We start from the raw sequence: 24,805 nt of genomic DNA, 5'->3' as shown, positions 1-24,805 counted from the left end.
ATGAAACAAAAAATAATCTATGTTTATATACGTATATTCTTCAAATGATTTAACTTTAATCATATAAATTTTATTAATTATTTTTCAAATAGTTAAATTAAAAAAATAATTGAAAATTATCTTATTAAAGCTTAGTTTGATCAAATATAAATCATATTTATGATTTTGATGAACCCCATTTATTATAAAAATTGTCTTGTCAATGCAAAATTAGTCTAAAATATAGAGTGTTTGCGATAATCCCAAGTAATTTTATTTTTTTATAAGTTCTCTGATTTTGAGAATTTACTTCGCATTTATATCCATTTTGTCTGGATACGCTGTCTAGGTTTCCTCACACCTTAAGTGACTCAAATAACTTATTTTAAGGTCCCCCTTACATGAAAAAGTTTTTGAAATACCTTCTGGTATTAATCATTCTTATTTTAATTGCAGGTATCGTTTTCTTGTTTAGACCGACGACGTCAAAGCAAGTTCAAACTGCAAAAGATGAGCCAGTTGTTGATGCTGTTCTTGTTGGCGGCGGCATCATGAGTGCCACTCTCGGTACTTATTTCACTGAGCTTGAACCAAACTGGCAAATTCGTATGTATGAACGTCTTGACCAAGTTGCTCAAGAAAGTTCAAACGGCTTTAACAATGCCGGAACAGGCCACTCTGGCTTTATGGAAATGAACTATACCGAAGAGAAAAACGGTAAGATGGAAATTGTCAAAGCTGAAAAAGTTGCTTCTCAATTTGAAGTTGCTAAACAGTTTTGGTCATATCAGGTAAAACAAGGCGTTTTAGCTGAACCTAAATCATTCATTAACCCTGTTCCGCACATTGCTTTCGTTTGGGGCGATAACGTTCAATTCTTAGAAAAACGTTATGCTGCAATGATTCAAAGCCCGTTGTTCAAAGGTATGAAATTTACTGAAGACCCAGCTGTTATTAAACAATGGGCACCTTTAGTAATGAACGATCGTGACCCTAGTCAAAAAGTTGCAGCGACCCGTATGGATGTTGGCTCTGACGTAAACTATGGTTCTATCACTAAACAATTAGTGAATCGTTTAGACCAAAACCCTAATTTCAAATTACAGACTTCAACCGAAGTGACTGGCATCAGCCAAAATGATGACAAAACTTGGACTGTGTCTTTCAAAAATTTGAAAACTGGTAAAGTAGATCACGTTAAAACGCGTTTTGTATTTATTGGTGCAGGTGGTGCAGCAGTTAAATTATTGCAACTTACTGGTTTACCAGAAGCGAAACAATATGCTGGCTTCCCTGTCGGTGGTGAGTTCTTAATTACTGACAACCCAAAAATTACTGCAGAACACACAGCAAAAGTTTATGGCCGTGCTGAACTTGGTGCGCCTCCAATGTCTGTGCCACATATTGATACGCGTTATATCGACGGTAAAAAATATGTATTGTTTGGACCATTTGCTACGTATTCAAACAAGTTCCTGAAAAACGGTTCTCAGCTTGATTTACTTGCATCAACCAACAAAAACAACGTTTTACCAATGACCACTGTTGGTTTGGAAAATCTTGATCTTGTTAAATACTTGGTTAGCCAAGTGATGATGTCAGATGAAGACCGTCTAAATGAACTTCGTAAGTACTACCCAGATGCGAAAGCTGAAGACTGGCGTTTAAGCCAAGGTGGTCAACGTGTTCAGATCATCAAAAAAGAACCGGGTAAACCAGCAACACTTCAATTCGGTACAGAAATCTTTGCGTCTAAAGATGGTGCTGTAACTGCATTGTTAGGTGCGTCTCCGGGTGCTTCAACTTCTCCATACATCATGCTTAACTTGCTTGAAAAAGCTTTCCCTGAGCAAACTGAAGGTAAATGGAATCAGAAGCTTCATGAAATTGTTGTTTCTTATAAACAAGACCTAAGCAAAGATCCTGTATTACTCGACAAAGTTCGTCAGTACACAAGTTCTACACTTGGCTTGAACTATACATCTCCGTTCAAAGCGGCAAACGATGAAACTGCTGCTGCCCCTGTTGCAAAAGCAAACTAAGTTTGATGATGTATAAGTAAAATTCCAAAAGGATGAATTTCGATTCGTCCTTTTGTTTTTTAAGACCTCAGTTGAGATATTTAGATTAGCTATGACGCCTTTAAACTCATCATCCCGCCTCTTTTCATTTTGTTTTAAGCTCGTGCTTGTTGTGCTACTGGCTTATCTGTTGGTAAGCGGTTTTTATATGTGGATGATTGGCGGTACAGCGATTTATGTAAGCTCAGCCGTTTTACTCGCCATCAATGCTTATGCATTTAAGCTCGGCAAATATCAAAAACTGTTTTCAATTTTAAATCTGCTAATCAGTGCTGTCTCAGTCTACTTCAGTATCACTCATTTATTTTTCTCTCCTATTCAATTCTTTATATTCTTACCTGCTTTGTTTTTTGTGTCATTGGCGTTCACTCACTTAAAAAAAATTCGAAGCCTATATAAAGCTTTAATATTAATCAGCTTATTGATTTGGTCTGGCATACATTTCAGTCAACTTGAGCAACTTAAGGCCTATTATAAAACTCAGCACACTGGAGAAAGTTGGCAACAATATGGCGCACTTTAAGCTTGTTTTTTAGTCTATAGCTGTATATAAATAAGTCTTCTTTTTCACATGAAGTTCATCAGTAAAACTGAACATCATATACAGAATTCCTTTTAAGAAAAAATATTCATAACAATCTAATTTATTTAGAAATATATCGAGCATATTAGCGATTGAATACACCCCATCTACACGCTAGATTACCTAAATATTTTTTCTCCCTTTATGTTGTAATTTATGAAAATTTTAGATGGCGGTTTAGGCCGTGAATTGGCCCGTCGTGGCGCTCCATTTCGTCAACCAGAGTGGTCTGCGCTCGCACTCATTGAAGCGCCGGAAACAGTAAAAGAAGTACACCTCGATTTTATTAACGCTGGTTCAGAAGTGATTACCACTAATAACTACGCTGTCGTACCCTTTCACATCGGGCAAGAACGCTTTGAAACTGATGGTGTTCGTTTAATTAAAGTTGCCATCGAACAAGCAAAAAATGCAGTTAAAGAAAGCGGCAAAAATGTCAAAATTGCAGGCTGCTTACCGCCTTTATTTGGTTCTTACCGTGCAGATCTATTTCAAACTGAGCAGGCTAAAGACCTTGCTGAACCCATCATTAATACATTGGCACCAGAGGTGGATTTCTGGTTAGCAGAAACTCAATCGTGCTTAAAAGAAGTCGAAACGGTTCATGCCTTATTACCAAAAGATGGTAAGGACTATTGGGTATCGTTTACCCTGCAAGACGAAATTAAACAAGAACAAGCCTTACTCCGCTCAGGCGAAAACATGCAACAAGTGGCTGATTTTATAAAACAGTCAAATGCAAAAGCGGTTTTGTTTAACTGCTGCCAGCCTGAAGTAATCTTGCAAGCCATTAATGAAATTAAAGGACTTATTCCAGAGTCTGTACAAATTGGTGCCTATGCCAATGCTTTCCCGCCTCAAGATAGCAGCGCAACTGCCAACGATGGACTTGATGAAGTTCGTAAAGACCTTGATGCTCCTGCTTATCTTGGTTTTGCCAAGCAGTGGCAGCAAGCAGGTGCAAGTTTAGTGGGCGGTTGCTGTGGTATTGGTCCAGAACACATTGCTGAACTCTCTCAATTTTTTAAAGAATAAATACCATGTCTGCTGCCAAAATTGGATTGTTGTCTCTTACAGCGCTGGTCTTTAGTTCTATGGTGGGGTCAGGCGTATTTAGCCTACCCCAAAATATGGCTCAGGTTGCCAACGGCTCTGCCCTTCTTGTTGCATGGCTCATTACTGGGGTCGGCATTATTTTCTTGGCACTCACGCTATTACATTTAACTCGCCAACGACCAGATCTAGACGGTGGTATTTATAACTATGCGCGTGAAGGTTTTGGTGACCTGATTGGGTTTTGCTCCGCTTGGGGCTATTGGTTATGTACTACCATTGGTATTGTCGGTTATGTCGTGATTGCCTTTTCAGGTGTCGGCATGTTTACCGACAGCAAAGACCATATTATTTTTGGTGAAGGCAATACGCTCTATTCACTCATTGGCTCAAGCATTTTTGTATGGCTTGTACACTGGTTGGTGAGTCGAGGTATTAAAGAAGCGGCAATTGTGAATTTACTGGCGACCATTGCCAAAATCATTCCAATGGTGGTTTTCATCTTCTTTACCTTCATTGCCTTTAAGTTTGATTTATTCAAACTCAACTTAAATGACTTCTCTTTAAAAGTCCCACTTTGGCAGCAAGTGAAAGACCTAATGCTAATTACCCTTTGGGTATTTACCGGTATTGAAGGTGCTGTGGTTTTATCATCGCGTGCAAAAAACCGTTATGACATTGGTAAAGCGACCATTTTGGGTGTGTTACTGGCATTAACTTTCTACGTAATGGTGACAGTATTGGCCTATGGCGTGGTGAGTCGTGAAGCGCTTGCTGGTATGCATAACCCATCAATGGCAACCATTTTGCAGCAGCTCATCGGTTTGCCGGGCACTATCGTTATTACCATCGGCCTTATTATTTCAGTTTCTTCGTCTTATTTAAGCTGGACTTTATTTGCAACTGAAATTCCATATTTAGCTGCAAAAAATGGCGCATTCCCGAAATTATTTTTAAAGAATAATCAAAATAATGTACCCATTTCATCACTTTGGCTCACCACCATTGTCGTGCAAGGCGCATTGATTGCCGTGTATTTTTTCAATAAAAACTACACCCAGCTTTTATTGATTTCATCGGTAATGATTTTACTGCCTTATTTTCTGGTGTCTGCTTTTTATCTTAAAGAATCGATTCGTCACAAACGCACGCCACATATTGCGATTGCCAGTGTCGCTTCAATTTATGCGCTCTGGTTACTCTATGCAGCAGGATTAGATTTATTGCTGCTGTCTGTGGTCTTGTATTTAGTCGGCTTGGTTATTTTTTCAATCAGCTACTTTGAGCATAAAAAATCGCTCAAACAAAATCAGCTAAATTAATTATTTCAACCACTGCTGACCCATTTCAGCAGTGGTTGTCTAAAAACAAAATTTTCTATTTTAAAGGCTGTGACTGTTTTAAATGCAATCTTAAAATACGGCGTAATTCTAAAATTGCTTCTGGCGTTGTTTGAATAGAATGCCCACCTTTAATAATTAGTTCCGATTGCTCACCACCTAAATGTGAACTTTGATAAGGCACAATCCCATCGCTGCTTTTTAACTTATCAGTCGTCCCATTAATATTGCCCATAATCGAGTGATAGACCACTTGTGGCGATGGCTGAATGGCTTGCGTAAGCTGCATAAAATTTGAAGAACGACTTAAATTACTCGCTCCATTTTCAATTAAACCTTTTCTGAGTTTTGTATTTTTCTCATCTCTCATTTCGACTGCAATAAAGAAATCGGCGGGCAAACGAATAACACGGCGGGCAATTTGGGTAAACCATCGGTCAGCGTAGTCTGTACCATGATGTGGTGCCGAAACAAAAACAACTCGTTTAAAATATGGAAGCGCTTTGAACTGAAAACGTTCTTTAATCACTGGATTTTCTTTTAAACGATTTAACTGTGCTTCATTCATTTTTTGCATGGCTAAATCGGAAACATCAGCATCGCTTACTAATAAACGGCTAATCACTCCGCCCATACTATGCCCAACCAACACTGCATCGTGCGCAGCATAGCTGTCTTTAGCAATGTTTTGAAAAGCTTGATTCAGCAATGAATAAATCTGAAAACGACTTTCAAAAATGGGCATATTGGTAGAATAAAACACCTGCCAAACTTGATAATTATTCCTTAATTCGGCATCGCCCATAATGTCATTGGTTAGACTCACCCAAGCCTCTGGGCTACTCGCCAAACCATGAACAAACACAATGATTTTTTTATTGGGGTTAAAGGGTTCCAGCATATATAAATGCGGCATGATTAAATTGGATTCTTTATTAATTAAAGACCAATAGCCTGCTGCACCTAAATTATATTTCGATAGCCAAAGTCCATAAGGCGCCGAATAATTGGCGGTAAGTGGATAGTCCACACCTTCAACTTTTACACGGCTTTGTCGATATGGATCGAACATCGCAATTTCTAACTCTGCCCCTGCAATCACCTGATCTGCTGTGGCTTTTTGTTTAGGGTAAGCAATGGCTGTAACGGGAAAGAAGCGTGGTAAATGTATGTTCGGATTATTCTGGTGAGCATAAAAAGCATCGGGGTCTAAAATGAAACCATGATTTACATCATTTTCTTTACGCCCGACAATAAACTCTGCCCCTAAGCCATCCTTACGGTTAACGGTATTAAAACCAGAAAAGTTCATGTTATAGCTAGAGCGAAAGGTATCGACCTCAATCTTTTGTACATCTACGGCATGGTCAAAATTGACGTGGTACTCATGTCCATCTGCTTTCAGCAGAGGTGGAAAACGATGCGTATTTAAATGATTAAAATACGTGGTCATTAACTTCGACAAAGCAACGTTGTAAAAAATACGCACCTGATTTTGGCGATGGTCAAACACTCGATCAAACGGAGTCTCTTCAGAGTCGAATAAATACACATAGCTATAGCGCAAGCTTTTATCGAACAAAGCTAACTCTTGCTCAACGCAATTTTTACTTTTATTGATAGCATTACACTGGCTGCCACGCCCAACATCTAAAGCCTTAGCTAAGTAAATTTCACTCAGCGCAGCATAGCGTTCTTCTCGGCTGCTATTTTCAGACAGGCTTTGAATTTTATTTAAACAATCATCAAAATTTTGCAGACAAGATTTTTCATCTTTTTTAACCAAATACAGTAAGTTTTGGGTTTGATGGCTTAAGGTGCCGTCAGTCAGAATACTTTCATTCTTACTTTTTAAAGCATTACTTAAATTACTTTCTTTTAAATTAATGACCTGACAGCCACTGAGCAAAGCCATTATTGTTATCATTGAATAATGGTAAGACTTTGTCATTCTGCATTCCTTAATCGAATGTATTCCCCATCAGGTCATTATGCCTGTAAAGCGATGAACGAACAATTTTAGCTCAGCCTCCGTTTTCCTTTATTGCGAAAAAAAGCCTGAACTCACTGTAATTCAGGCTCAATGGTTATGTATTTCAATCAAGCTTGGTTGAACTTTTGCTGTGAAGCTAAATAAGAAAAATAAAAAATCGGTAAAATAAACGGCGCCACACTCCAGAAGTCAAAATAGACATAGAGAATCGCTCCTAAAAAGGCACCAATCACAAATCCCACAACAATACTGGCACTTTTAAGTAAACTTGCCCGATTGGCTGCATTATTATTTTTAAGTAAGTTAGCAATATCAATACCGAGCTGCGTGGTGTTACCTGTCATCATGGTGCTTGGACTAATATTTTTAATCAGCGTTTTGCTTGAAGTATTACGAATAGCTAAAGCAATTAAACCCAGCCCACCTGTCACTGCAACTGTTAATGAATCCGGATTTTTAAATGGCTCAAAATAAAGTCCTGCAATCATAAAAGCAGATAGAAAGATAGCTTCAAATAAGAATAAATAAGACAGCGTTTTGTGCTTCATCTGACTACGGTCAATTAAAAGTTTTGTAATGACCACAGTCAAAATAAATAGCGGAATAGCGGCGAGCTTAATCCATATTCCCGCGCCTCCTTTAACCCATGCCGCCCCTGCCAACACTAAGTTTCCAGTAACATGAGCGGTAAAAAAGCCAAACAACGCAATAAAGCCAATGGTATCAATCGCCCCACCAACCATAGTTAGTAAAACAGGATCTCGACATATTGCCCATGTACTTTCTGTTTCTTTTTTAATTGGGGTGTCTGTCATATAAAATATCCTGTTAAATTAAAGTTTTAAAGCAATTAAGTTGTATCTAAATGATTTAAAAATGAATAATACTTAAAGGTTTATGAAAGCAAAAAAAGATGTAAAAAAATAGGGTGTGTAATGTCGTAACACTGTCTTTAAAATAGCAACAATCAAAATTGTCTATTTTAAGGACAATAAAACAGTGATCATCTTCAAATCAATTTGACCTCTAAAACAGTTCTAACTATGATGAAGCCGCAAGTTGATATCAACTGATTTTGAACCTGAAAAAGTTATGCCAAAATATGGATAATGAAAAAAACAATCACGAGTAGATATATGTCATTTTATAATTATTCATTTTTTCTAGGCGGATTATTATTTGCATCTATTGCCTTTGCAGGTCAGAAAAATAATGCTCAACGTGATTTCTATTTAAAATGTATGGCAGCAGGTCATAGCCGTGCAAGTTGTACATGTATTTATCATCGTTTAGAACGTCAATATTCCCCTAAACTGATGCTTAAACTTGGAAGCTTAAGTTTACAAAGCCCCGAAGTACCACGTGATTTTGTGAAAACAATGAAACGTACTATGCAACAGTGTCAATCTTAAATCTTCAATTTTTTAACCACATCCAAATTAATACCCCAGCCATACATAAAATTGCCGGATAGACAAACCACGGATGTGGAATGGTCCAAATCATAAGCCCCGCAGCCAGACTCATACTAACTGTCGAGATGTATTTTGCCTTTTTAGGAATAAGCCGATGTTCTTGCCACTCGCAAATGAGTGGACCAATATAACGATGATTTCGAAACCATTGATGAAGTTTTTCAGAGCCTCGAGCCGCAAAGAAAACAGCCAAAATTATAAAATCAACGGTGGGTAAACCCGGAATAAAAATACCCAATATGCCAAGTGCAATACACGACCAAGCCAAACCAATAAACACCCAACGCGCCCAAATAGAACGAGCAAGCTTACTGACTGGTTGAGCTGGTCCTAACGACTGCTTATGCTTTACGATTACATTTACTTGATTGAGTTTGTCCATATCGGGTATTCCCTTTATCCACTTTTTATTATTTCAATGTATCGAGCTGATCAAGCGCCTGACCAAAATATCCAAATGCATCTAAAGCACCTTGTACAACACGATCTTGTTGGGTCTGGTCGAAACCTGTTTCGTCGAGTGCTTGCACAAAACGCTTCCAGACTTTAGCGCGCCCTTCGGGATAGGCAGCCAAATTACGCGCAGCAAACGTTTCAGAAAACCCTAAATGTTTTTGGGCCTCTTTAAATAAAAATGCAGCCCCTAAGGTTGAACCTTCAGACACATAAATCCAGCCTAAAGCTTCGGGTAGCTGTACGTTTTCACTGTGTAATTGCTGTTCGTTGGGTTGAATACCCAAATCATTTAAATCAGCAAGTGCTTGTTTTGAGCGACCACGAATATCGAGGTCCGGAATCAGTCCTGCCACACCCTCTTTTTCAAAAAGATGTTCAATTTCGCGCTGAAAGTAATATTGAGACAACGTAAATTGTGCGTATTTTTCTTTACTTGAAAACACCTTTGCTTGTGACATTAATTGATGCATACGTTCATGTTCAGCAGCGGTTTCTTGTTTCAAACGTAAAGACAAGCTGTTACTAATGATTTGTTCTGTAGATGAGTTCATCATCTTTCTCCTGCAAAATGGATAGCACTCATCGGTTAACGGCCCCGATTGAGTTTGAGTTGGACTGGAAAATCCACAACAATGGTCACGGCGCGACCGTTAATTTTGTGGGGTTTAAATCTAGATTTACGTGTAGCTTGCATGACCCGTTCATCAAGGCTGGCAATGCCCGAACTTTGACGTAATTGAATGTCAATCGGCTGCCCTTTTTCATTAATGCGAATACGCACCTCAACCAAACGATTTTGTTGTTTTAACTCGCGGTCATCGTAGTCAAGCCCACCAAAACTCAGCACATCCACACTACTCACCTGTACAACGTCATCGTGTTCAACTTGAGTGCTCGGTGCTTTGGAATATTCTTGCTGCATTGCGGGTGTTTTGACGCCGCCACTTTTAGTTTCGCTATTGGTGTTTTGTGGCAAATGCTCAGTTTGCGGTTGTTCAAGGTCTGTCGAACTCAGTTTTTTATCGTTATGAACCGCTAGCCGTTCTGTACGCTGCAATGGTTGGAGCGAAGTTGAATTGTTTAAAGTCGTTTTTGGTTGTACTTGCTGTTTATCACTTAAATTATTTTGCACCACCTCTTTAGAAGCAGTTTTTGACGCTAATGTTTGAACATTTTTAGGCGAGTTTTTTGATTCTTCAGGTATAGAGGATACCGAACTATTTAACGTAGATTTCGGCGCTAAACTTTTTTCGATAGGCTTACTTTCAGTCTGGTCAGGTGATGGCTTTTTAGCAGGTGCCAGCGACACAAAACTTACTTTTAAAGCATCTACTTTTGGTGATGTCGCAAAAGTATAGGGTTCAATTAAATGGCTCAGCATCCAGACAGCAAACACATGCAGACCAATCACAACAGCTACGGTTAAGCACTTATAAAAATGCTTCGGCCATTGTGTGAAAGGCAGTTTGTCCATTGGCTCATGTGTAGGGAATAAAGATTTTGATTTCATGGCTTATTCCCTAAAAACGATGCTCAAGCTTGAGGCTAATGTTGTGTTTATCGTAGGAATACAGCCAATCGACATTACTTTTATTATGGTTATAACGGTAGGTTAAATTAGGCGTCATGCCATAAAACTCAAAGCGCGGCATTTGCACAACAAAGGTATAGTTCTGTTCAAAATCATGGCGGCGTGCCAAGAAAGTTTCTGCATATTTATCAAACAGACGCCAACGATAAGAACTCAGCAAAGTGGTATTAAATCCTGTGCTCCAAGATTTGCTTAAGCCCAACCGCACACCTTGCTGCTGGTAGGCAGCCATATATTTTTCTTGGGTCGAATGGTCGACTACATCTAAACCACCAAAAACAGTCCACTGATCTGGAAAAATCTTCCAGAAAGTGGCAAAAGCTGAATTTTCTACGCCATCCAGAGTTTTATATTTCTGATAGTTTAAATCTTTACTTTCAGCTTCAAGCTTAAAGGCTTTATCTGCAGAGATAAAATGCATCCACTCGGCACGCGCACCCCATGCATTGTAAAGACCATCATTGCCATAACGTTTATGTTCAAAAAGTGGACTTACCCCAATTTGATTTTTTAAGTCAAAGTAGCTGTAGCCTGCATTAATGTTAATGGTAGATTCATTAAATGCCGCGTGATCGTTATAGGACTGCCCAAATGCCAGCGCACGTAAAGCCACGCCATGATGCCCCTTAATCGCATAGCGTTTAATCAGACTGGCTTCGTAATCTAAACCTGTTGCCGACTCAGCTTTAGGCGTCCCACGGGTAACTTGCTCAATTGGGATAATATTACCGTCACTATCTCTGCCATAAAGCGTCCATGTTTTACTCTGTTCAGAGGAACTATTTAAATTACTGACATAGGTGTAACCCGCTGAAACAGAGCCTTGCCAAGAGTCTCGTTTTTTTAATGCCTGAACAAAAGTATTCACTGTTGTTAAAACCCCAGACGGGATTACCGCAAGGTCACTTTGTTTCAGTTTGTCTTGAATGGAAATAAAAAGGCGTGCTGCTTCCTTATTTTTCTGTTGTTCAAACAGCACGCGCGCTAACTCAAGTTCACAAATTAAATTATGAGGTTGTTGTTTTAGGCTGCTTTGAAATTTTTGTTCAGCCAATTTCAGTTGACCCTGAGAACGTGCAACTGCCCCTTCGGCAAAGTCGGTTAAAGCCCGATCGTAGCCAACATATTTCTTATAATGTTCTAAATAAACTGTGGCTTTGAGCCACTGTTTTTGCATGACTGCCAGATATAGCGCCTTGGCAAGATCATTCGGGTTTTGCTCAACACTATATTCTTGTCCATTAATTTGAAGTTTTGGTAATTGCTCGGTACTACGAATGGTTCCCTGCTCGTGAAACTGGCGCTGTTCTTGTAAAAGCGTTTGGTCCAAACTTTGATTGAGACGAAGCTGTGTGTCTTCGTCGGCATATAAAAATGGACAACTCAACACAGTCAGACAGCACAAAAGCGTTCGTTTCATAAAACAATAAACCTGAAGCAACCAAGCAAAATCCCAAAAAACAAAAGGAACCTACGTGTGTAGATTCCTTTTGCATTCATTAATTTTTAGCACCGCCAAATGCAGTGTTGTAAGACACGTTATCAAACTGGGCAATACCCGCTAAAGCCGAAGCATTTGCACCAAAGAATTGACCTTGAACCACACCAGAGTTGTCGACACCAGCTGTACCGTTAGCCGTTGCCAAACCTGCAAATGCAGCAGTACCCGGGTTAAATGCCACACCATCTAGGCTTAATGATGAAACAGCCGTACCTGTTCCGGTAAGTGTTCCTTCAAGTGTGCCCGCGCCATAATTTGCCGTGAACGTACCACTTAACAAATTGCTTGCAGAGCCGTTAATGCCTGCAACCGTATAAGTTGCAGTACCCGCAGTTGGAACAGTGGTATTGGTGTTATCACCCGCATAGTAAACGGTATGGCTCGCGCTTGCTGGCGTGTCGCCCGCTTTCCACCATTCACCAAAATAGACTTCCTGTGTGCCCACCTGACCAAAGTTAAAATTACCTAATGCACTGTGTGAAGGTGGCATTGCAGAAACTGGAATATGCGAAATATTAAAGGTTTTGCTGCCAACTGTTACATTGGTGTTGCTCGTTCCCTGAGCAGCGAAAGCCTGAGCCAAACCTTTTAACGAACTAAAACCTGTAAAAGCGTTATATGGCGCACCCGCAGCTTGAACCGATACCGCTGACACACCACCCGGATGGCTTGCATTGGCAGCAGCACCGATTTTGATGTTACTTTCATTACTTGAAATACCATCAATACCTGCATAAGCAAATGCAGTTGAACAAGCAACAAGACCCAAGAACAATTGAGAGATTTTCATTTGTTGTTACTCCATCTTTTTTAAAACTAAGTTATTGTTTAATTTAAAATAACGATTTCGCTATTTTTAGTTTATTGAGTAAGTCCAGCTGCAAACCTACTCAGGTTTTTTGTAAATAATAATCATTCAATCTTATTATTTACTGTTACCTGACTCCCCTTTTATGTATGTGTAGAGGGAATCAAATTCTGTTTAAAATTTAGTAGTCCAACTAATTTTCATCGTTCGGCCGGGTGCGGCCATGGCACTACGGGTTAAAGGATCGATATAAAACTGGTTAGAAAGATTACTGCCGACAAATTCAACCGTGTTGTAGTTATCGACCTGATAACGCGCATAGGCATCAAAAATCCACGTGTCATCCCAAGCCAAAGGCACATTGAGGTAATAGCCTTTATTGACGCTAGCATCATTGTTTTTACGTAGTGGACTTTCGTAAGCTTTATAGAATGTTGCACGCGCACCGAGCTCTAACTTTTCATCAAAAAAGCGTGCGCCAAGCAAACCGTGAAAACTGAGTTCAGGTGTAGCCATGGTCACCAAGTAGCCATTTGGGAAACCGTCATCAACACAGCGCTGATACGGTTCACGGAACACAAGGCCCTGCTCGGTTTGAACTGTGCCGCCTAAAATCATTTTGTTAATTGCACTATTGGTGTCACACACTTCATTTTTTAAGTTATAGGCCACGCTCAAGTCTGTGAAGAAACCGCCATTATCAAAACGGCTTTGTAACTCTAGACCTGACAGTTTTTGCTCATCCATATTGGTGAAAATAAGGTTCTGGTCACGCTCAATCACATTTTTGGTTTTGTTGTAGTAATAGGCGAGTTTAATATCGGCATTGCGTGCTGTGCTGAACCAATCGCGCATGTCATAGACATAACCCACTTCGTAGTTAAAAGCATGTTCAGGTTTGATTGCTTGATATGGCAACATGGCAGAAAAACCGACAGTGCTTTCAAACAAACTTGGTAAGCGATATTCCTCTGCATAGCGTGCATAGATTCTGCTGTTTGGCGTGAGGTGAATTGAGGTGCCTAACTGTGGTGCCCAGCCACTATCTTTAACTTTGTCGGCAGACTCAACCGGAACTTGGTCTACCACCGACATAAAATTACCGCCAGTTACGACGTACTTTTGTCCAGAGGCATTGAGCTGGTTTAAAGGGTTATCGGCAAGCGACAATTGCCCGTTGGCATCAGCTTTCCAGCTCAGCGTATTTTTCTGTGACCAGATCATGTTATACAAAGTGCTCTCTGATGCAGGCACAGTGTCGAGCTGCCCATCCCAATCAGGATTTTTTGTGGCATAGCGCTGTTTTAAAACATTGATTAAACGCTGCTGAGTCGAGGTGTAACTCTCAGGCATGGTCTGATATTCAAAGGTATATTCTTTAAGCTTCGCTTTTTTGGTAAATAGTGGATTTAAATTCGGGTCAATCTCGCTCTGCAAAGACTTATTTAAAAAGTCATCAACAGCCCAATACGAGCGATAACGCATGCCCGCATCAAAACTTAACCAAGACAGCGGTCTATAATTAAAGTTAAAGTCGAACGTTTTTTCCTCACGGCGCCCTGCTCGTGGCAGTGCCTGATAGAGCGAATAACTTGGGCCAAATTCGCCATATATATCGTCAGACGTCAGTTTTTCTTTTAAGAAACTTCCACCGAGCGTCAAATCAAGCTGGTCTAACAAACGGGTTTTATTACTGACCGTAATGCCTTTACGCGTATTGTCAGAATGGCTTATCGCCGTGTTAATAATGGTGTTATCTCGAAAGTCGATTGTGGTTGGCCACCCACCACGTGTGTATGTCTGGCTTTCGGTGTCGGTTTGCCAAATGTTGGCATAGAAATCAATCCAACGATTATTCTCAGGCTTAAACTTATATTCGAGACTATAGGCTTTAGAGTGAATATTGCTTAAAGGCCACTGCGGAACACCCAAGTCAGGCGTAATGCCCCAAACAATACGAGACGGCATAATTTCACCAAAAATATTTTTGGTATCTCGGTAAGTCAGTTTAAGAGTCTGGCTATCGGTTGGGCGATAGGTCCCTTTTAATAACCACGACTCCATATGACTTGAGGTATTGGGAACTTCATCGCCCGGTTGATAGGCATAGGCAAAGTAAGGAATAAAATCGAGGCTACTGTCTGGTGTCGCTCGTTTATAGTAGCCCGCGCCATGTGTCCCCGAAAAATAGTTGCCGCGCTCACTTACCGCATAAACTGCCAATAAATCGAATTTATCTTGCTTGGTGGCAATTGCCAGTCGGCCCGCCAAGTCATCACCCGAAAAATTAGAATTGTCACTTCTGGTCCGGTTCTTTTTATAAATATCGGGGTCATATTTGGCCCCGTTCATGTCGATCCAAGGCGTTGTGTCATCGTAATTTTGGCCCACTTTACTCATGTCTGGCAAAGACGGATCGATTGAATTGGTTGAGCCTTCTACTTTTAACTCGGCACCAAAAGATTTACCCGGACGAACAATGTCATCGGCCTCTAGCGTTTTAACCACCACACCACCACCCACAGAAGTCGTGGTATTGCGCTCTAAAGATGGGCCTTTAATAACTTCGATGCCCGCAATCAGATTGGGGTCGATATAGTTTCGGTTGTTTACCCCGTTGTAGCCACGCCACACCGCAATCGACTGTTCAGTGCCATCAATGGTTAAAGGCACACGGCCAACGCCCTGCACACCACGAACACTTGGGTCGAGTGCCCCACTGTTACGGGCATCGCCGCTATAGACTCCCACCATACCTTGTAAAACATCGGCTGGGTTGGTTCCTTTAAAACGCTCAACGTAGTCTTTGCCCGCATAGACCGAAGAACGGTTTGCATCATAAACTTTGTTATAGCCTTCTGTGTCACGGTCTTCTTTGCCGTACACCACAATTGGCGTGAGTCGTACCGATGCATCTTCTTCAATTACGACACCACTTGGCGGCAGGCTAGTGGCCTGAACCTGAGAAGTTGCCCGAGGCGTAGATTTTTTGCTGAGTGTGTAGCCCTGCCCAACTTTTACAGCGCTAAATTCAGTTGTCTTTAGAAGCTGCTCAAAACCTTGCTCGACGGCAAAGCTACCTTTTAAGCCAAGACTATGCAGCCCTTGAAGTTGCTGGGCATCCATTGCAATTGAAGTCCCCGATTGTTCGGCAAACTGATTGAGTACGTTGGCAAGACGGCCCGCAGGAATGTTATAGCTTTTAACTCCGGCTGTTTGTGCATAGGCCTGCTGCATGGGCAGCACAACAAGCCCACCCATCGACACAGCATGTATGGCAAACGCCAGTGTAGAAAATCGAAAAATCGATCGATTCCGCTTTTGCCCCGTTCCCACTTTTTTCATTTGCCCCGCCCCAGTAAATCGTAATAAGAATCATTCAATAAAATAAATTAAAATGATCCATATTTATTGCTTCTACTTACTATGACGAACGACTTTCAAAAAAGTGGAACCTAAAATTGAAAATAAATTTAATTTTTTATTATTTTAAAGAAACCATGACCACAAACGGCGTGATTTGCTTAATTTTCAGGTCTGGAAAAACCGTAGCCAAAAGCTTAAGCGATTCTGTGGTTTGGTCTAGAGGCAACACAGCATTGACCCGTACATGTTGCAGCGCCGCATCATTAAAAATAATTTTGCCTTTGTAATTGCGGTCCAGCTCTTGTAGCACTTGATTCAGCGGCAGGTTTTCTACCATAAGCTGATGCTTTTGCCATTTTTGTTGTTCGTTATAAACATTCAGTGTAGGCAGTTTTTGTACGCCATTTTTATCCATTTTAATGGCTTGCCCTGCTTCAACAATGGCCTGACGAGTGCTATGCAATTGAGTAGTTTTAACCTGTGTGGCTTCTACTTTTACCTTTGAGTGGACCATTTTGAGTTCGGTTGCCGAAGGGTCATAACTGACACTAAAAGCTGTGCCGAGTGCCTGAATTTGTCCATGACTGGTTTTGACCAAAAACGGTCTGGTCTTATCTTTAGCAACATCGACATAAATTTGACCTTGCACCAACTCAACTACTCGCTGGTTGGATTTAAAATCAAGATTAACCGCACTTTTACCCCGTAAAATTAGACGTGAACCGTCTGGCAAGGTTTGCGTGGTCCACTGCCCTGATTGCCCTTGAATGTCGGCAGTAACATAGGCCACTGTGGTATCGGTTAAATAAAATAACGCCCCACTCATGGCAACAAACACGACGGCAAAAGCTGTCCCTGCACGTAAATGTTTATAGGCTTTGCCTGAGTTTAGGCCAGCCTTAAGGGCAACTTTAGTGACTTTTTTATGTCCACTGGTTTGGGAAAGTTTTTGAATTGAACCGATACATTGCTCAATATCGGCAGCCACTTGGCGGTGTTGTTCACTGGTTTTTTTCCACTCTTCAAATTTTTGTTTGGCGGTTTTTCGTGAGCTTTCATCATCCGAACTCAGTTGAACAATCCAATGCGCGGCTTCTTCAACCAGTTGGTGATGTTTGCTTTTATCCATGGCCATTTAAATGCAAGCATCCATGTCTTGTCGGTTTTGGTAGCACTGAATTAAACAGCTCGCCAAATATTTTTGAATCATTTTGGTCGACACATTTAAACGCTCGGCAATTTCTTTATGGGTATAGCCTTCTAGATAATGCAAAATAAAAGCTTGTTGTGCTTTTTCAGAAACCCCTTCGAGTGCTTTGCAAAGCTGGTTAATTGCTTGAATAATTTGCATTTGGTCTTCGGGTGAAGCCACCGCTTCAAGCATATATTCCATTTGACTCAAGCCATCTAAATAAGCCTGTTCAATGCGTTTACGGCGCACTTGGTCAATCAGCAGGTTTTTAGCAATCGACGTTAAATAGGCACGCGGTTCCTTAATGCCAAATAGCTCGTCTCGGGTTTGTAGCAGTTTAATAAATGTGTCCTGAACCAGATCTGCGGCCTGTTCAGTATTACCTAATTTTTGTCTCAACCATTGGTGAAGCCAGCTTTGGTGACTTCTATATAACTGATCTACAAGCAAAGAAGTTTTGTTCACAGCAATTGGACTCAAAACAAGGAACTTACAAATGATAATAATTATCATTTAAACAAGTCAAGCAATAATTCAAGTAAAACTTAAATCACTGTTTAATAAATTGAATTAATTGCCCGCTCGTTTTGCTGCACTTCTCTTAAAGTAAATGAGCCAGATTTTTAATTTCTTCCATCACTGCCTTACAAGCAGGCGTTAAATAACCATGCTTAGAAATAGACAAAGAAATATAGCGCTTTAGCTCGGGACTTATAATTTTTGCTGCTTGAATTGAGGTGTATTGGCTGGCCTTTTTTAAAGCCTGTGGCCCAAGCATGGTGTAAATGCCAGATTCGGAAACCAAATGGGTTTGTAAACTAATCGAGTCAGCTTCAAACACAATATTCAGCTCTATCCCATTTTCATAAGCCATGTGGTCTAAAAAGTTTCGCCAGTTACTTGGTCTGCAAAACGTGACCAGCGGTAATTGATTTATTGCTTTAAAGTCGACTTCATTTGCCTGAGTGAGCGTGTCTCCTTCACAGCCGACCAAGTAGGTATCGGCTTCGGAAAGATAAACATCGCCGTGCTTAGGCGTCGGGTTAAACCGATAGAGTATGGCTAAATCGACGCTGCCATCTTCAAGCCATTTTTCTAAATGTACCCCTTGCCCTTCACGCACCGACAGTTTAATTAAGGGATATTTTTGTTGAAGGACTTTGTACAAAGTCGATAACAACGGATGTGCAGTAGACGGCAAACTGGCAATGCGAACCGTACCAATCGGTGTATCGGTCGAGTGCAAAATTTCATTATTAAGTTGGTCGGTCACGTTCAGCCATGAACGAATTTTAGGAAGTAAATGCTGACCTAAATCGGTGAGTTCGACGCCGCGTCCAGTTCGGTTAAATAAACGACCACCGCATTGGGCTTCAAGCTCGTTCATTTGCCGACTGATTTGCGGTTGGTTGGTGTTATGCAACATGGCGACTTTGCTTAAGCTACCGAGTTCCACCGCGTCTAAAAATATTTTCCATAAATCATAATTCATCGATTCTTCCTAAATCGTAAACTAGCACTTTTGAGCTATACATTTTCAGTATAACTGAAATTCAAGAATTGGTAATTCCTACATAGCTCACCTATTTCTATACTCCAATCATGTTCTCTACAACACGATTTAAATCAGATTAAGAACCAGAGAATATTTAATTACACTGTATAGGAAGTACGATTATGAGTTTAGATTTACGTGGATTAACCCCAGCACCTGTGACTCCTTTTACCCGTGACGGACAAGTAGACCATGATGCAATTCAACGTTTAGGTTCATGGTTAGGCAGTATTGATGGTGTGAAAGGCTTGGTTGTTCTTGGGCATGCAGGTGAAGGAACATTCTTGTCGCAAAAAGAACAAATGCAGGTCATCGAAAGCTTTGTTAAATCGGTAGATGACAAAATTCCGGTAATTGCAGGGATTACGCTCGAAGGTACTTCGGTTGCAGCAGAAGAAGCAAAACGTGCAGTGAGCGCAGGTGCTTCAGCAGGTTTGATTTACCCTTCACATGGCTGGTTGCGTTTTGGCTATCAAAAAGGCGCACCACAAGACCGCTATAAAGCAATTTACGAAGAAAGTGGTTTACCATCTATTTTATTCCAATATCCAGATGCGACTAAGGCCACTTACGACCTAGACACCCTACTCGATATTTCTGCACAGCCGGGTGTGTTTGCCATGAAAAATGGTGTACGTAACATGCGCCGTTGGGATGTCGAAATTCCAATTATTCGCCGCGAACGCCCAGACTTACAGATTTTGACGTGCCACGATGAATATTTGCTTCACACCATGTTTGATGTAGACGGCGCTTTGGTTGGTTATGGCAACATTGCCCCTGAACTTTTAATTGAAATGATTAAAGCAGGTAAAGCCAAAGATTACGCCAAAGCTCGTGCACTTCACGACCAACTTTTACCCGTGACTCGCAATGTCTATCACCGTGGTTCACACATGGAAGGCACGGTAGCACTTAAACATGCATTGGTTGCTCGCGGAATTTTGGACCATGCCACTGTGCGTTCGCCATTGCTTCCACTCGCAGATGGTGCTGAGCAAGAAATTCATGATGCGATGCGTCAAGCCGGAATTGGCAAGGTCGATTTAACCCAAGCCGTTGCTTAAATTCTATTCGGGCTAGCATGTACGCTAGCCTTTTTTTCCTGTACGCTGCCTGAGGCCAAACATCGGGCATGTCACTTAAAAATAATAATAAAAAGCATGCAAACTGTGGTGAACAGGTAGTGCGAAATAGAACAAAAAAACTACGAGGAATGTAGTCATAAGGAGATAGAAGATGACAAATCTAGCGGATGTAGAACCAATTAGTCATCATCAAAAAAATGCGGAAATTATTGCAAGACTCGAACGGCTACCCGTCACTGGTCGATTGCAATTTATGCGAATTACCATTGGTATAGCGACCTTTTTTGACGCCTATACTGTTCTCGCGATTGCCTTTGCTTTACCCCAACTCATTACCGAATGGCACCTGACGCCTGCCTATGTCGGTGCGATCATTGCCGCGGGCTATGTCGGGCAACTGGTCGGTGCCATCTTTTTTGGTTCTCTTGCCGAAAAAGTCGGTCGTTTAAAAGTACTGTCTTTTACCATTTTACTGTTTGTGGCAATGGACATTTCTTGTCTGTTTGCATGGAGCGGAATGTCACTGTTAATTTTCCGTTTCTTACAAGGCATAGGAACAGGTGGCGAAGTGCCTGTTGCAAGTGCCTATATTAATGAGTTTATTGGTGCGGAAAAGCGCGGTAAGTTTTTCTTGCTCTATGAAGTTTTATTCCCGATGGGCCTTATGTTTGCAGGCATGGCGGCATTTTTCCTGATGCCAATTTATGGCTGGAAAGTCATGTTTATTGTGGGCTTAGTTCCATCTTTACTAGTGATTCCTTTACGGTTTTTCTTGCCTGAGTCACCACGTTGGCTTGCTTCAAAAGGCCGTTTTAAAGAAGCCGATAAAGTTGTCAAAAGTTTTGAAGACGGTGCGATTAAAAGCGGTAAAACTTTGCCTGAACCTGTGGTTAAAGACATTAACCCGCAAGGTATGGCAAAAACCGACTGGCGTGAGCTGTTCCAAGGCATTTACCGCAAACGTACCTTTACCCTGTGGGGCATGTGGTTCTGCGTCTATATGATTAACAATGCCATGGTGACTTGGCTGCCATCTCTCTACAAACAACACTTTGGCCTTTCGCTTCAAACCAGTTTGGGTTATGGCTGGATTACTTCGGGCGTAGGTGTCATTGCCTCTATTATCTGTGCGTTAATGATTGATAAAGTCGGCCGTCGTCCTTGGTACAGTGCAGCGTTTTTCTTGGCGATTATTCCACTCATGAGCCTATCGATTTTAGGCGCAAAATCGGCGATGGAAGTTGTGATTTTAGCTACGCTAAGCTACGCCATTTTGCAGACCATTTCATTCTCTTTATATCTTTACGCTGCCGAACTTTACCCAACTCGCTTGCGTGCTATGGGCATTGGTTTTAGTACCGCTTGGCTACGTGCCGGCTCTGCAATTGGACCTGTGATGGTCGGTCTGGTGGTCGGTGGTTATGGCATTCAATATGTGTTTAGTGTGCTGGCAGTTGTGGCGCTCATTGGTGGTCTAGTGACCTTCTTGTTTGCCATTGAAACCAAAGGCCAAGTGCTCGAAAAACTCTCTCCTTAATTCATCCATTTCATAAAAAGCTTGCCTAACCTAAGCGTTAGGCAAAGGGCTTATTCATGCTTAAAAAAGGAATTTAAAATGAATAAATATTTGCTATGGGGCTGTATTGGTTTAGGCAGTGTGAGCAACGCGTATGCAGAGCTTCCTCAAGAATTTGGCAAGTTAGAATTAAAACTCAACACCCGTTACTGGAACGATGAAGGCACTGCCCACTCTACGCTTGCCAACCCTTCACCTTCGTCGAGCCAATATGAACAAAGTGCGTTAGGGCTTGAGTTAAATTATCAGTCACCTTACATGTGGGACTGGCTTGGGGTAGATGGTTCACTCTATGCAGTCACCAATTTATTTGACTCAGGCAAGCCTAGTGCCCAGCTTTTAGAGGTCGAAAATAATGGCAAGCTCGATCAAAACTTTGCGACTTTAGGCCAGCTCTACATCAAAGCAAAACTGGGTGATAAAGGTGAAATTAAATTAGGCCGTCAGTTGCAAGATTCGCTGTTACTTAAAAGCACCAATAACCGCGCGGTGCCCGACACCTTTTCGGGTGCGAGTGGTCAGTTTCAATTGAATGATCAGCTACAGACTTACATTGCTTACTATGACCGCTGGAAACCACGCAGCATGGACTCTTTTGAAAAACTGGTGACTGAAAATGACGAGCGAATTGATTATGTCGGTTTGCTTGGTGCCAAGTATCAGTACAAAAACTGGAGCGTGAATGCCGAATATTTAAATAGCAAAGATTATTTAAAAAAGTATGGGGCGATTGCTCAATATAAATTGCCCTTTCATGGCCTTGTGTGGACATTCAACACAGGTGCTTTTTTCTCACGTGATGATGGCAAGCTGTTTAAATGCGGTGCCGAAACCGAGCTGGACTGTGTAAAAGGCCAAGACATTAACAACCGTGGGAATGGTTATTTTGTCGATGTAAATGTAGCCAAGAATAACCTCGAAGGTGGCATTGCCGTTTCAAAGTTTGATGGTTTTTGGATAGAAGATAACTTTGCCGTGCACTCTGCCCGTAACTCGGTTTTAACGCAAGACCACGGCACCAACCCGTTTCCAACCTCTGCGACCATTGGCCCTGACTTTACCAATAACGATGAAACCGCCGTTGCGCTTCGGCTGAAATATAACTGGAAAGACTATGTGAAAGGTTTAAAAACCGAGGCGAAGTATATTTATGGCTTTGGTGCTCACCAAAGTAACATCAGCAGTGATATTGAAGGTAAAGAGCGTTACTTTGACTTCACGGTGAGTTATGCCTTGCCGTGGGTGAAAAATTTAGATGTGCGTTATTCATTTTTGCATTATGAGTCAAAGTTTGAAAATGCAAACTTAGGTGAAAAAATAAATGGAATGTCTCGTAAAGATTGGGACCAGCACCGTGTATTTATTAATTACCGTTATACGTTTTAAAAGTAAGCTAAGCCTTGAGCTTAGCTTTAAAAAACCGTCTTTCAATCTATGGAATTAAACTAGATATGCTTTTTTTACATTCAAAGAATGATTTATAGGCAAATTCTTTACTCGCTTCAAATGTTCCTAATGTTTTTTCATAAGTAGACTTATCATAGGCTTTATTTATTAAATACATTTCATACTTTGTGTACTCAGGAGATCTATAAGGAGTCTGCTGATTTGACTGTAGCTGCATTGTTTTACTTACACCAGCTCGACGTGCTTTCATAATATTTTCAGCCATCTCAAAGACAGCTTTACACAATAAATCTTTTTTTTCGATCTCACGTTTCTTTATCTCCATTTGAAATAGATCTTCTTTAGTTGGTACTACATTATTTGGTTTAAGATCACTAAAGGATTTATTAGTATTCCAGTTAATCCGACTAAAATCTGTATCATTCGGATTACTTAATCTATAGGTGTCATTAATTGAAGTTAAATCTTCAGCATGTAATGTAGTACAAAACACCACAACCCCACATAAAAGTAATTTTTTCATATCATCAAGACCTTTAATTTCGAAATAGAATACTCATTTTTATAGAAATAACAAATAATAAAAATTATATAGACCAAGACCTGAACTTTTTATTTAGGAGATACATCCATACATTTTAAATTTTACACAATGGTTTAGTTTAACTTTATTATCATTATTAATTTACCCATTTTAATTGACTAACTTTTGAGTTTAATTAAAATATAAATTTATATTTAAAATTTTTATAATATTTTATTTAAATTGAATTGACCTGTTAAAAACTTATGATTATTATGGTCTCGCTGGCACACATTGCTAGTCGGTTTTGACAGACCGTTTTACATACAGCACATCAGATTTATCCTTCTGAGGGAGAAATTTGTGTGAAAACCACCGTCCCCCTCATGTTGCGGTAGGGCGGAAGGGGGACACCTTTGGGTGTGCTGGTTCTGTATGTCCGGTCTGTCAACCCCCTTTCGTTCTACCACCATAATCAATTGACGGTGATCTTTGGTGGTAGAGCTCCATAAATTCTAGGAGTTGACCATGCCATTTTTTATATTAATCCCCTATCCTCTCTCGTGATTTTATTTATTTAAAATTTAGGCTTTCTCTCACCTAAAATATTTTAAATTTATAAATAATTTTATTTTAAAATTTTAATCATTTTATTTTCCTGTATTACAGGCGGGTTAATTATTGCCTTTAAAAATGATTTTAAGACTTTAAATATAAGCGGCTTATTTTTTTATTAATAACTTAGTGAAAATTATCACGAGAATAATATGAAACTTTATAAACCTATTTTGGCTTTAAGCCTTTTAATAGGCGATTACGGTGTTTCTGGTTGCGACATTCACACTCAGCAGGATTTTGAAGAAATTTGCCTGTCTGGTGGGCACACCCAAGCCAGTTGTGACTGTATTTACCAACGGCTTGAACAAGTGTATTCGCATAAGCTCATGCAACGTCTAGAACATGTCAGTTTGCAAAGTCCTGCTCTCCCACAGGACTTTGCCCCTACTTTCTTTAACGTGATGCGGCGGTGCGATAAAAACGACATGGGCTAAGCGTTTGGCTTAGCTCCCTTATCTCTGTGTCGCAATGGTGGATGACTTTAAATCAGCGCAAAAAATTAAAGTTCTGTTGTGGCACGGGGGCCTTGGGTAATAAGTTAACTCTACTGAACAATAAAAATATACAGTATTGTCTACCCCCTATTTGGTATGCTTTTGGCACTTCATAAAGATAAGAAG

Annotated in this window: 21 protein-coding genes; 9 read left to right on the top strand and 12 right to left on the bottom strand. The window is 40.5% G+C overall.

Annotation, left to right across the window (positions count from 1 at the left end):
- Positions 1-380: 380 nt before the first annotated feature.
- The 4 genes from mqo to ACLBWE_RS07565 all read left to right on the top strand — a co-directional run bounded on the left by mqo (position 381) and on the right by ACLBWE_RS07565 (position 5,018).
- The gene (gene mqo / locus ACLBWE_RS07580) at positions 381-2,021 is read left to right on the top strand and encodes a malate dehydrogenase (quinone) (protein ID WP_004641704.1); all 1,641 of its coding nucleotides are present in this window, start codon (positions 381-383) and stop codon (positions 2,019-2,021) included.
- A gap of 91 nt (positions 2,022-2,112) precedes the next feature.
- Positions 2,113-2,583, top strand: coding sequence for a hypothetical protein (locus ACLBWE_RS07575; protein ID WP_447602065.1), 471 nt, complete (start codon positions 2,113-2,115; stop codon positions 2,581-2,583).
- Between the two features lie 216 nt (positions 2,584-2,799).
- On the top strand, positions 2,800-3,678 hold the full coding sequence (locus tag ACLBWE_RS07570; RefSeq protein ID WP_447602063.1) for a homocysteine S-methyltransferase family protein: 879 nt from the start codon (positions 2,800-2,802) through the stop codon (positions 3,676-3,678).
- 5 nt (positions 3,679-3,683) lie between these two features.
- A complete protein-coding gene (locus ACLBWE_RS07565; RefSeq protein ID WP_016138985.1) occupies positions 3,684-5,018 on the top strand; it encodes a basic amino acid/polyamine antiporter in 1,335 nt (444 codons plus the stop codon).
- A 55-nt stretch (positions 5,019-5,073) separates the two neighbouring features.
- Here the strand turns inward: ACLBWE_RS07565 and ACLBWE_RS07560 are convergent, their stop codons facing one another.
- Both ACLBWE_RS07560 and ACLBWE_RS07555 read right to left on the bottom strand, forming a co-directional pair.
- On the bottom strand, positions 5,074-6,987 hold the full coding sequence (locus ACLBWE_RS07560; RefSeq protein WP_447602061.1) for an esterase/lipase family protein: 1,914 nt from the start codon (positions 6,985-6,987) through the stop codon (positions 5,074-5,076).
- A 149-nt stretch (positions 6,988-7,136) separates the two neighbouring features.
- Entirely contained in the window at positions 7,137-7,844 is a 708-nt protein-coding gene (locus tag ACLBWE_RS07555) for a YoaK family protein (RefSeq protein WP_447602059.1), read from the bottom strand.
- A gap of 321 nt (positions 7,845-8,165) precedes the next feature.
- Between ACLBWE_RS07555 and ACLBWE_RS07550 the strand changes: the two genes are divergently transcribed.
- Complete coding sequence (locus tag ACLBWE_RS07550; RefSeq protein WP_198496337.1) at positions 8,166-8,441, top strand: hypothetical protein; 276 nt, start codon at positions 8,166-8,168, stop codon at positions 8,439-8,441.
- 4 nt (positions 8,442-8,445) lie between these two features.
- Here the strand turns inward: ACLBWE_RS07550 and ACLBWE_RS07545 are convergent, their stop codons facing one another.
- From ACLBWE_RS07545 to ACLBWE_RS07505, 9 genes are all read right to left on the bottom strand, one after another.
- The gene (locus tag ACLBWE_RS07545) at positions 8,446-8,886 is read right to left on the bottom strand and encodes a YbaN family protein (RefSeq protein ID WP_447602056.1); all 441 of its coding nucleotides are present in this window, start codon (positions 8,884-8,886) and stop codon (positions 8,446-8,448) included.
- Between the two features lie 28 nt (positions 8,887-8,914).
- Positions 8,915-9,514, bottom strand: coding sequence for a biliverdin-producing heme oxygenase (locus ACLBWE_RS07540; protein WP_447602054.1), 600 nt, complete (start codon positions 9,512-9,514; stop codon positions 8,915-8,917).
- 32 nt (positions 9,515-9,546) lie between these two features.
- Positions 9,547-10,470: an energy transducer TonB gene (locus ACLBWE_RS07535; RefSeq protein ID WP_447602052.1), complete on the bottom strand. Its 924-nt coding sequence runs from the start codon at positions 10,468-10,470 to the stop codon at positions 9,547-9,549.
- A 10-nt stretch (positions 10,471-10,480) separates the two neighbouring features.
- On the bottom strand, positions 10,481-11,971 hold the full coding sequence (locus ACLBWE_RS07530; RefSeq protein WP_447602050.1) for a surface lipoprotein assembly modifier: 1,491 nt from the start codon (positions 11,969-11,971) through the stop codon (positions 10,481-10,483).
- 79 nt (positions 11,972-12,050) lie between these two features.
- The gene (locus tag ACLBWE_RS07525) at positions 12,051-12,842 is read right to left on the bottom strand and encodes a Slam-dependent surface lipoprotein (protein ID WP_447602048.1); all 792 of its coding nucleotides are present in this window, start codon (positions 12,840-12,842) and stop codon (positions 12,051-12,053) included.
- Positions 12,843-13,034: 192 nt separating this feature from the next.
- Positions 13,035-16,205 (bottom strand): TonB-dependent receptor domain-containing protein, encoded by a 3,171-nt coding sequence (locus tag ACLBWE_RS07520; RefSeq protein WP_447602046.1) that lies wholly within the window; start codon positions 16,203-16,205, stop codon positions 13,035-13,037.
- A 139-nt stretch (positions 16,206-16,344) separates the two neighbouring features.
- A complete protein-coding gene (locus tag ACLBWE_RS07515) occupies positions 16,345-17,361 on the bottom strand; it encodes a FecR family protein (RefSeq protein ID WP_447602044.1) in 1,017 nt (338 codons plus the stop codon).
- Complete coding sequence (locus ACLBWE_RS07510; RefSeq protein ID WP_416041589.1) at positions 17,362-17,883, bottom strand: sigma-70 family RNA polymerase sigma factor; 522 nt, start codon at positions 17,881-17,883, stop codon at positions 17,362-17,364.
- Between the two features lie 136 nt (positions 17,884-18,019).
- A complete protein-coding gene (locus ACLBWE_RS07505; RefSeq protein WP_447602042.1) occupies positions 18,020-18,910 on the bottom strand; it encodes a LysR family transcriptional regulator in 891 nt (296 codons plus the stop codon).
- A gap of 185 nt (positions 18,911-19,095) precedes the next feature.
- Here ACLBWE_RS07505 and ACLBWE_RS07500 point away from each other — a divergent pair, with 185 nt between their 5' ends.
- The 3 genes from ACLBWE_RS07500 to ACLBWE_RS07490 all read left to right on the top strand — a co-directional run bounded on the left by ACLBWE_RS07500 (position 19,096) and on the right by ACLBWE_RS07490 (position 23,023).
- Positions 19,096-20,040: a dihydrodipicolinate synthase family protein gene (locus ACLBWE_RS07500; RefSeq protein ID WP_005042407.1), complete on the top strand. Its 945-nt coding sequence runs from the start codon at positions 19,096-19,098 to the stop codon at positions 20,038-20,040.
- Positions 20,041-20,212: 172 nt separating this feature from the next.
- Positions 20,213-21,598 carry an MFS transporter gene (locus tag ACLBWE_RS07495; protein ID WP_005048525.1) on the top strand — a complete coding sequence of 462 codons (1,386 nt, stop codon included), beginning with the start codon at positions 20,213-20,215 and terminating at the stop codon, positions 21,596-21,598.
- A gap of 78 nt (positions 21,599-21,676) precedes the next feature.
- On the top strand, positions 21,677-23,023 hold the full coding sequence (locus tag ACLBWE_RS07490) for an OprD family outer membrane porin (protein WP_447602039.1): 1,347 nt from the start codon (positions 21,677-21,679) through the stop codon (positions 23,021-23,023).
- A 46-nt stretch (positions 23,024-23,069) separates the two neighbouring features.
- Here the strand turns inward: ACLBWE_RS07490 and ACLBWE_RS07485 are convergent, their stop codons facing one another.
- Positions 23,070-23,567, bottom strand: coding sequence for a hypothetical protein (locus ACLBWE_RS07485; RefSeq protein WP_447602037.1), 498 nt, complete (start codon positions 23,565-23,567; stop codon positions 23,070-23,072).
- 767 nt (positions 23,568-24,334) lie between these two features.
- Here ACLBWE_RS07485 and ACLBWE_RS07480 point away from each other — a divergent pair.
- Positions 24,335-24,619: a hypothetical protein gene (locus tag ACLBWE_RS07480; RefSeq protein WP_042898150.1), complete on the top strand. Its 285-nt coding sequence runs from the start codon at positions 24,335-24,337 to the stop codon at positions 24,617-24,619.
- The last annotated feature ends 186 nt before the right edge of the window (positions 24,620-24,805 follow it).

This window comes from Acinetobacter sp. M5A5_2a (assembly GCF_053345265.1).
This window is presented reverse-complemented; position numbering and strand designations above follow the sequence as displayed.

What these genes read in the sequence shown, in the direction of transcription:
- ACLBWE_RS07520 (WP_447602046.1), bottom strand. Translation starts at nt 16,205, where the DNA reads ATGAAAAAAGTGGGAACGGGGCAAAAGCGGAATCGATCGATTTTTCGA.
- ACLBWE_RS07535 (WP_447602052.1), bottom strand. Translation starts at nt 10,470, where the DNA reads ATGAAATCAAAATCTTTATTCCCTACACATGAGCCAATGGACAAACTG.
- ACLBWE_RS07485 (WP_447602037.1), bottom strand. Translation starts at nt 23,567, where the DNA reads ATGAAAAAATTACTTTTATGTGGGGTTGTGGTGTTTTGTACTACATTA.
- ACLBWE_RS07565 (WP_016138985.1), top strand. Translation starts at nt 3,684, where the DNA reads ATGTCTGCTGCCAAAATTGGATTGTTGTCTCTTACAGCGCTGGTCTTT.
- ACLBWE_RS07575 (WP_447602065.1), top strand. Translation starts at nt 2,113, where the DNA reads ATGACGCCTTTAAACTCATCATCCCGCCTCTTTTCATTTTGTTTTAAG.
- ACLBWE_RS07525 (WP_447602048.1), bottom strand. Translation starts at nt 12,842, where the DNA reads ATGAAAATCTCTCAATTGTTCTTGGGTCTTGTTGCTTGTTCAACTGCA.
- ACLBWE_RS07480 (WP_042898150.1), top strand. Translation starts at nt 24,335, where the DNA reads ATGAAACTTTATAAACCTATTTTGGCTTTAAGCCTTTTAATAGGCGAT.
- ACLBWE_RS07495 (WP_005048525.1), top strand. Translation starts at nt 20,213, where the DNA reads ATGACAAATCTAGCGGATGTAGAACCAATTAGTCATCATCAAAAAAAT.
- ACLBWE_RS07555 (WP_447602059.1), bottom strand. Translation starts at nt 7,844, where the DNA reads ATGACAGACACCCCAATTAAAAAAGAAACAGAAAGTACATGGGCAATA.
- mqo (WP_004641704.1), top strand. Translation starts at nt 381, where the DNA reads ATGAAAAAGTTTTTGAAATACCTTCTGGTATTAATCATTCTTATTTTA.
- ACLBWE_RS07560 (WP_447602061.1), bottom strand. Translation starts at nt 6,987, where the DNA reads ATGACAAAGTCTTACCATTATTCAATGATAACAATAATGGCTTTGCTC.
- ACLBWE_RS07505 (WP_447602042.1), bottom strand. Translation starts at nt 18,910, where the DNA reads ATGAATTATGATTTATGGAAAATATTTTTAGACGCGGTGGAACTCGGT.
- ACLBWE_RS07550 (WP_198496337.1), top strand. Translation starts at nt 8,166, where the DNA reads ATGTCATTTTATAATTATTCATTTTTTCTAGGCGGATTATTATTTGCA.
- ACLBWE_RS07515 (WP_447602044.1), bottom strand. Translation starts at nt 17,361, where the DNA reads ATGGCCATGGATAAAAGCAAACATCACCAACTGGTTGAAGAAGCCGCG.
- ACLBWE_RS07545 (WP_447602056.1), bottom strand. Translation starts at nt 8,886, where the DNA reads ATGGACAAACTCAATCAAGTAAATGTAATCGTAAAGCATAAGCAGTCG.
- ACLBWE_RS07530 (WP_447602050.1), bottom strand. Translation starts at nt 11,971, where the DNA reads ATGAAACGAACGCTTTTGTGCTGTCTGACTGTGTTGAGTTGTCCATTT.
- ACLBWE_RS07570 (WP_447602063.1), top strand. Translation starts at nt 2,800, where the DNA reads ATGAAAATTTTAGATGGCGGTTTAGGCCGTGAATTGGCCCGTCGTGGC.
- ACLBWE_RS07500 (WP_005042407.1), top strand. Translation starts at nt 19,096, where the DNA reads ATGAGTTTAGATTTACGTGGATTAACCCCAGCACCTGTGACTCCTTTT.
- ACLBWE_RS07540 (WP_447602054.1), bottom strand. Translation starts at nt 9,514, where the DNA reads ATGATGAACTCATCTACAGAACAAATCATTAGTAACAGCTTGTCTTTA.
- ACLBWE_RS07490 (WP_447602039.1), top strand. Translation starts at nt 21,677, where the DNA reads ATGAATAAATATTTGCTATGGGGCTGTATTGGTTTAGGCAGTGTGAGC.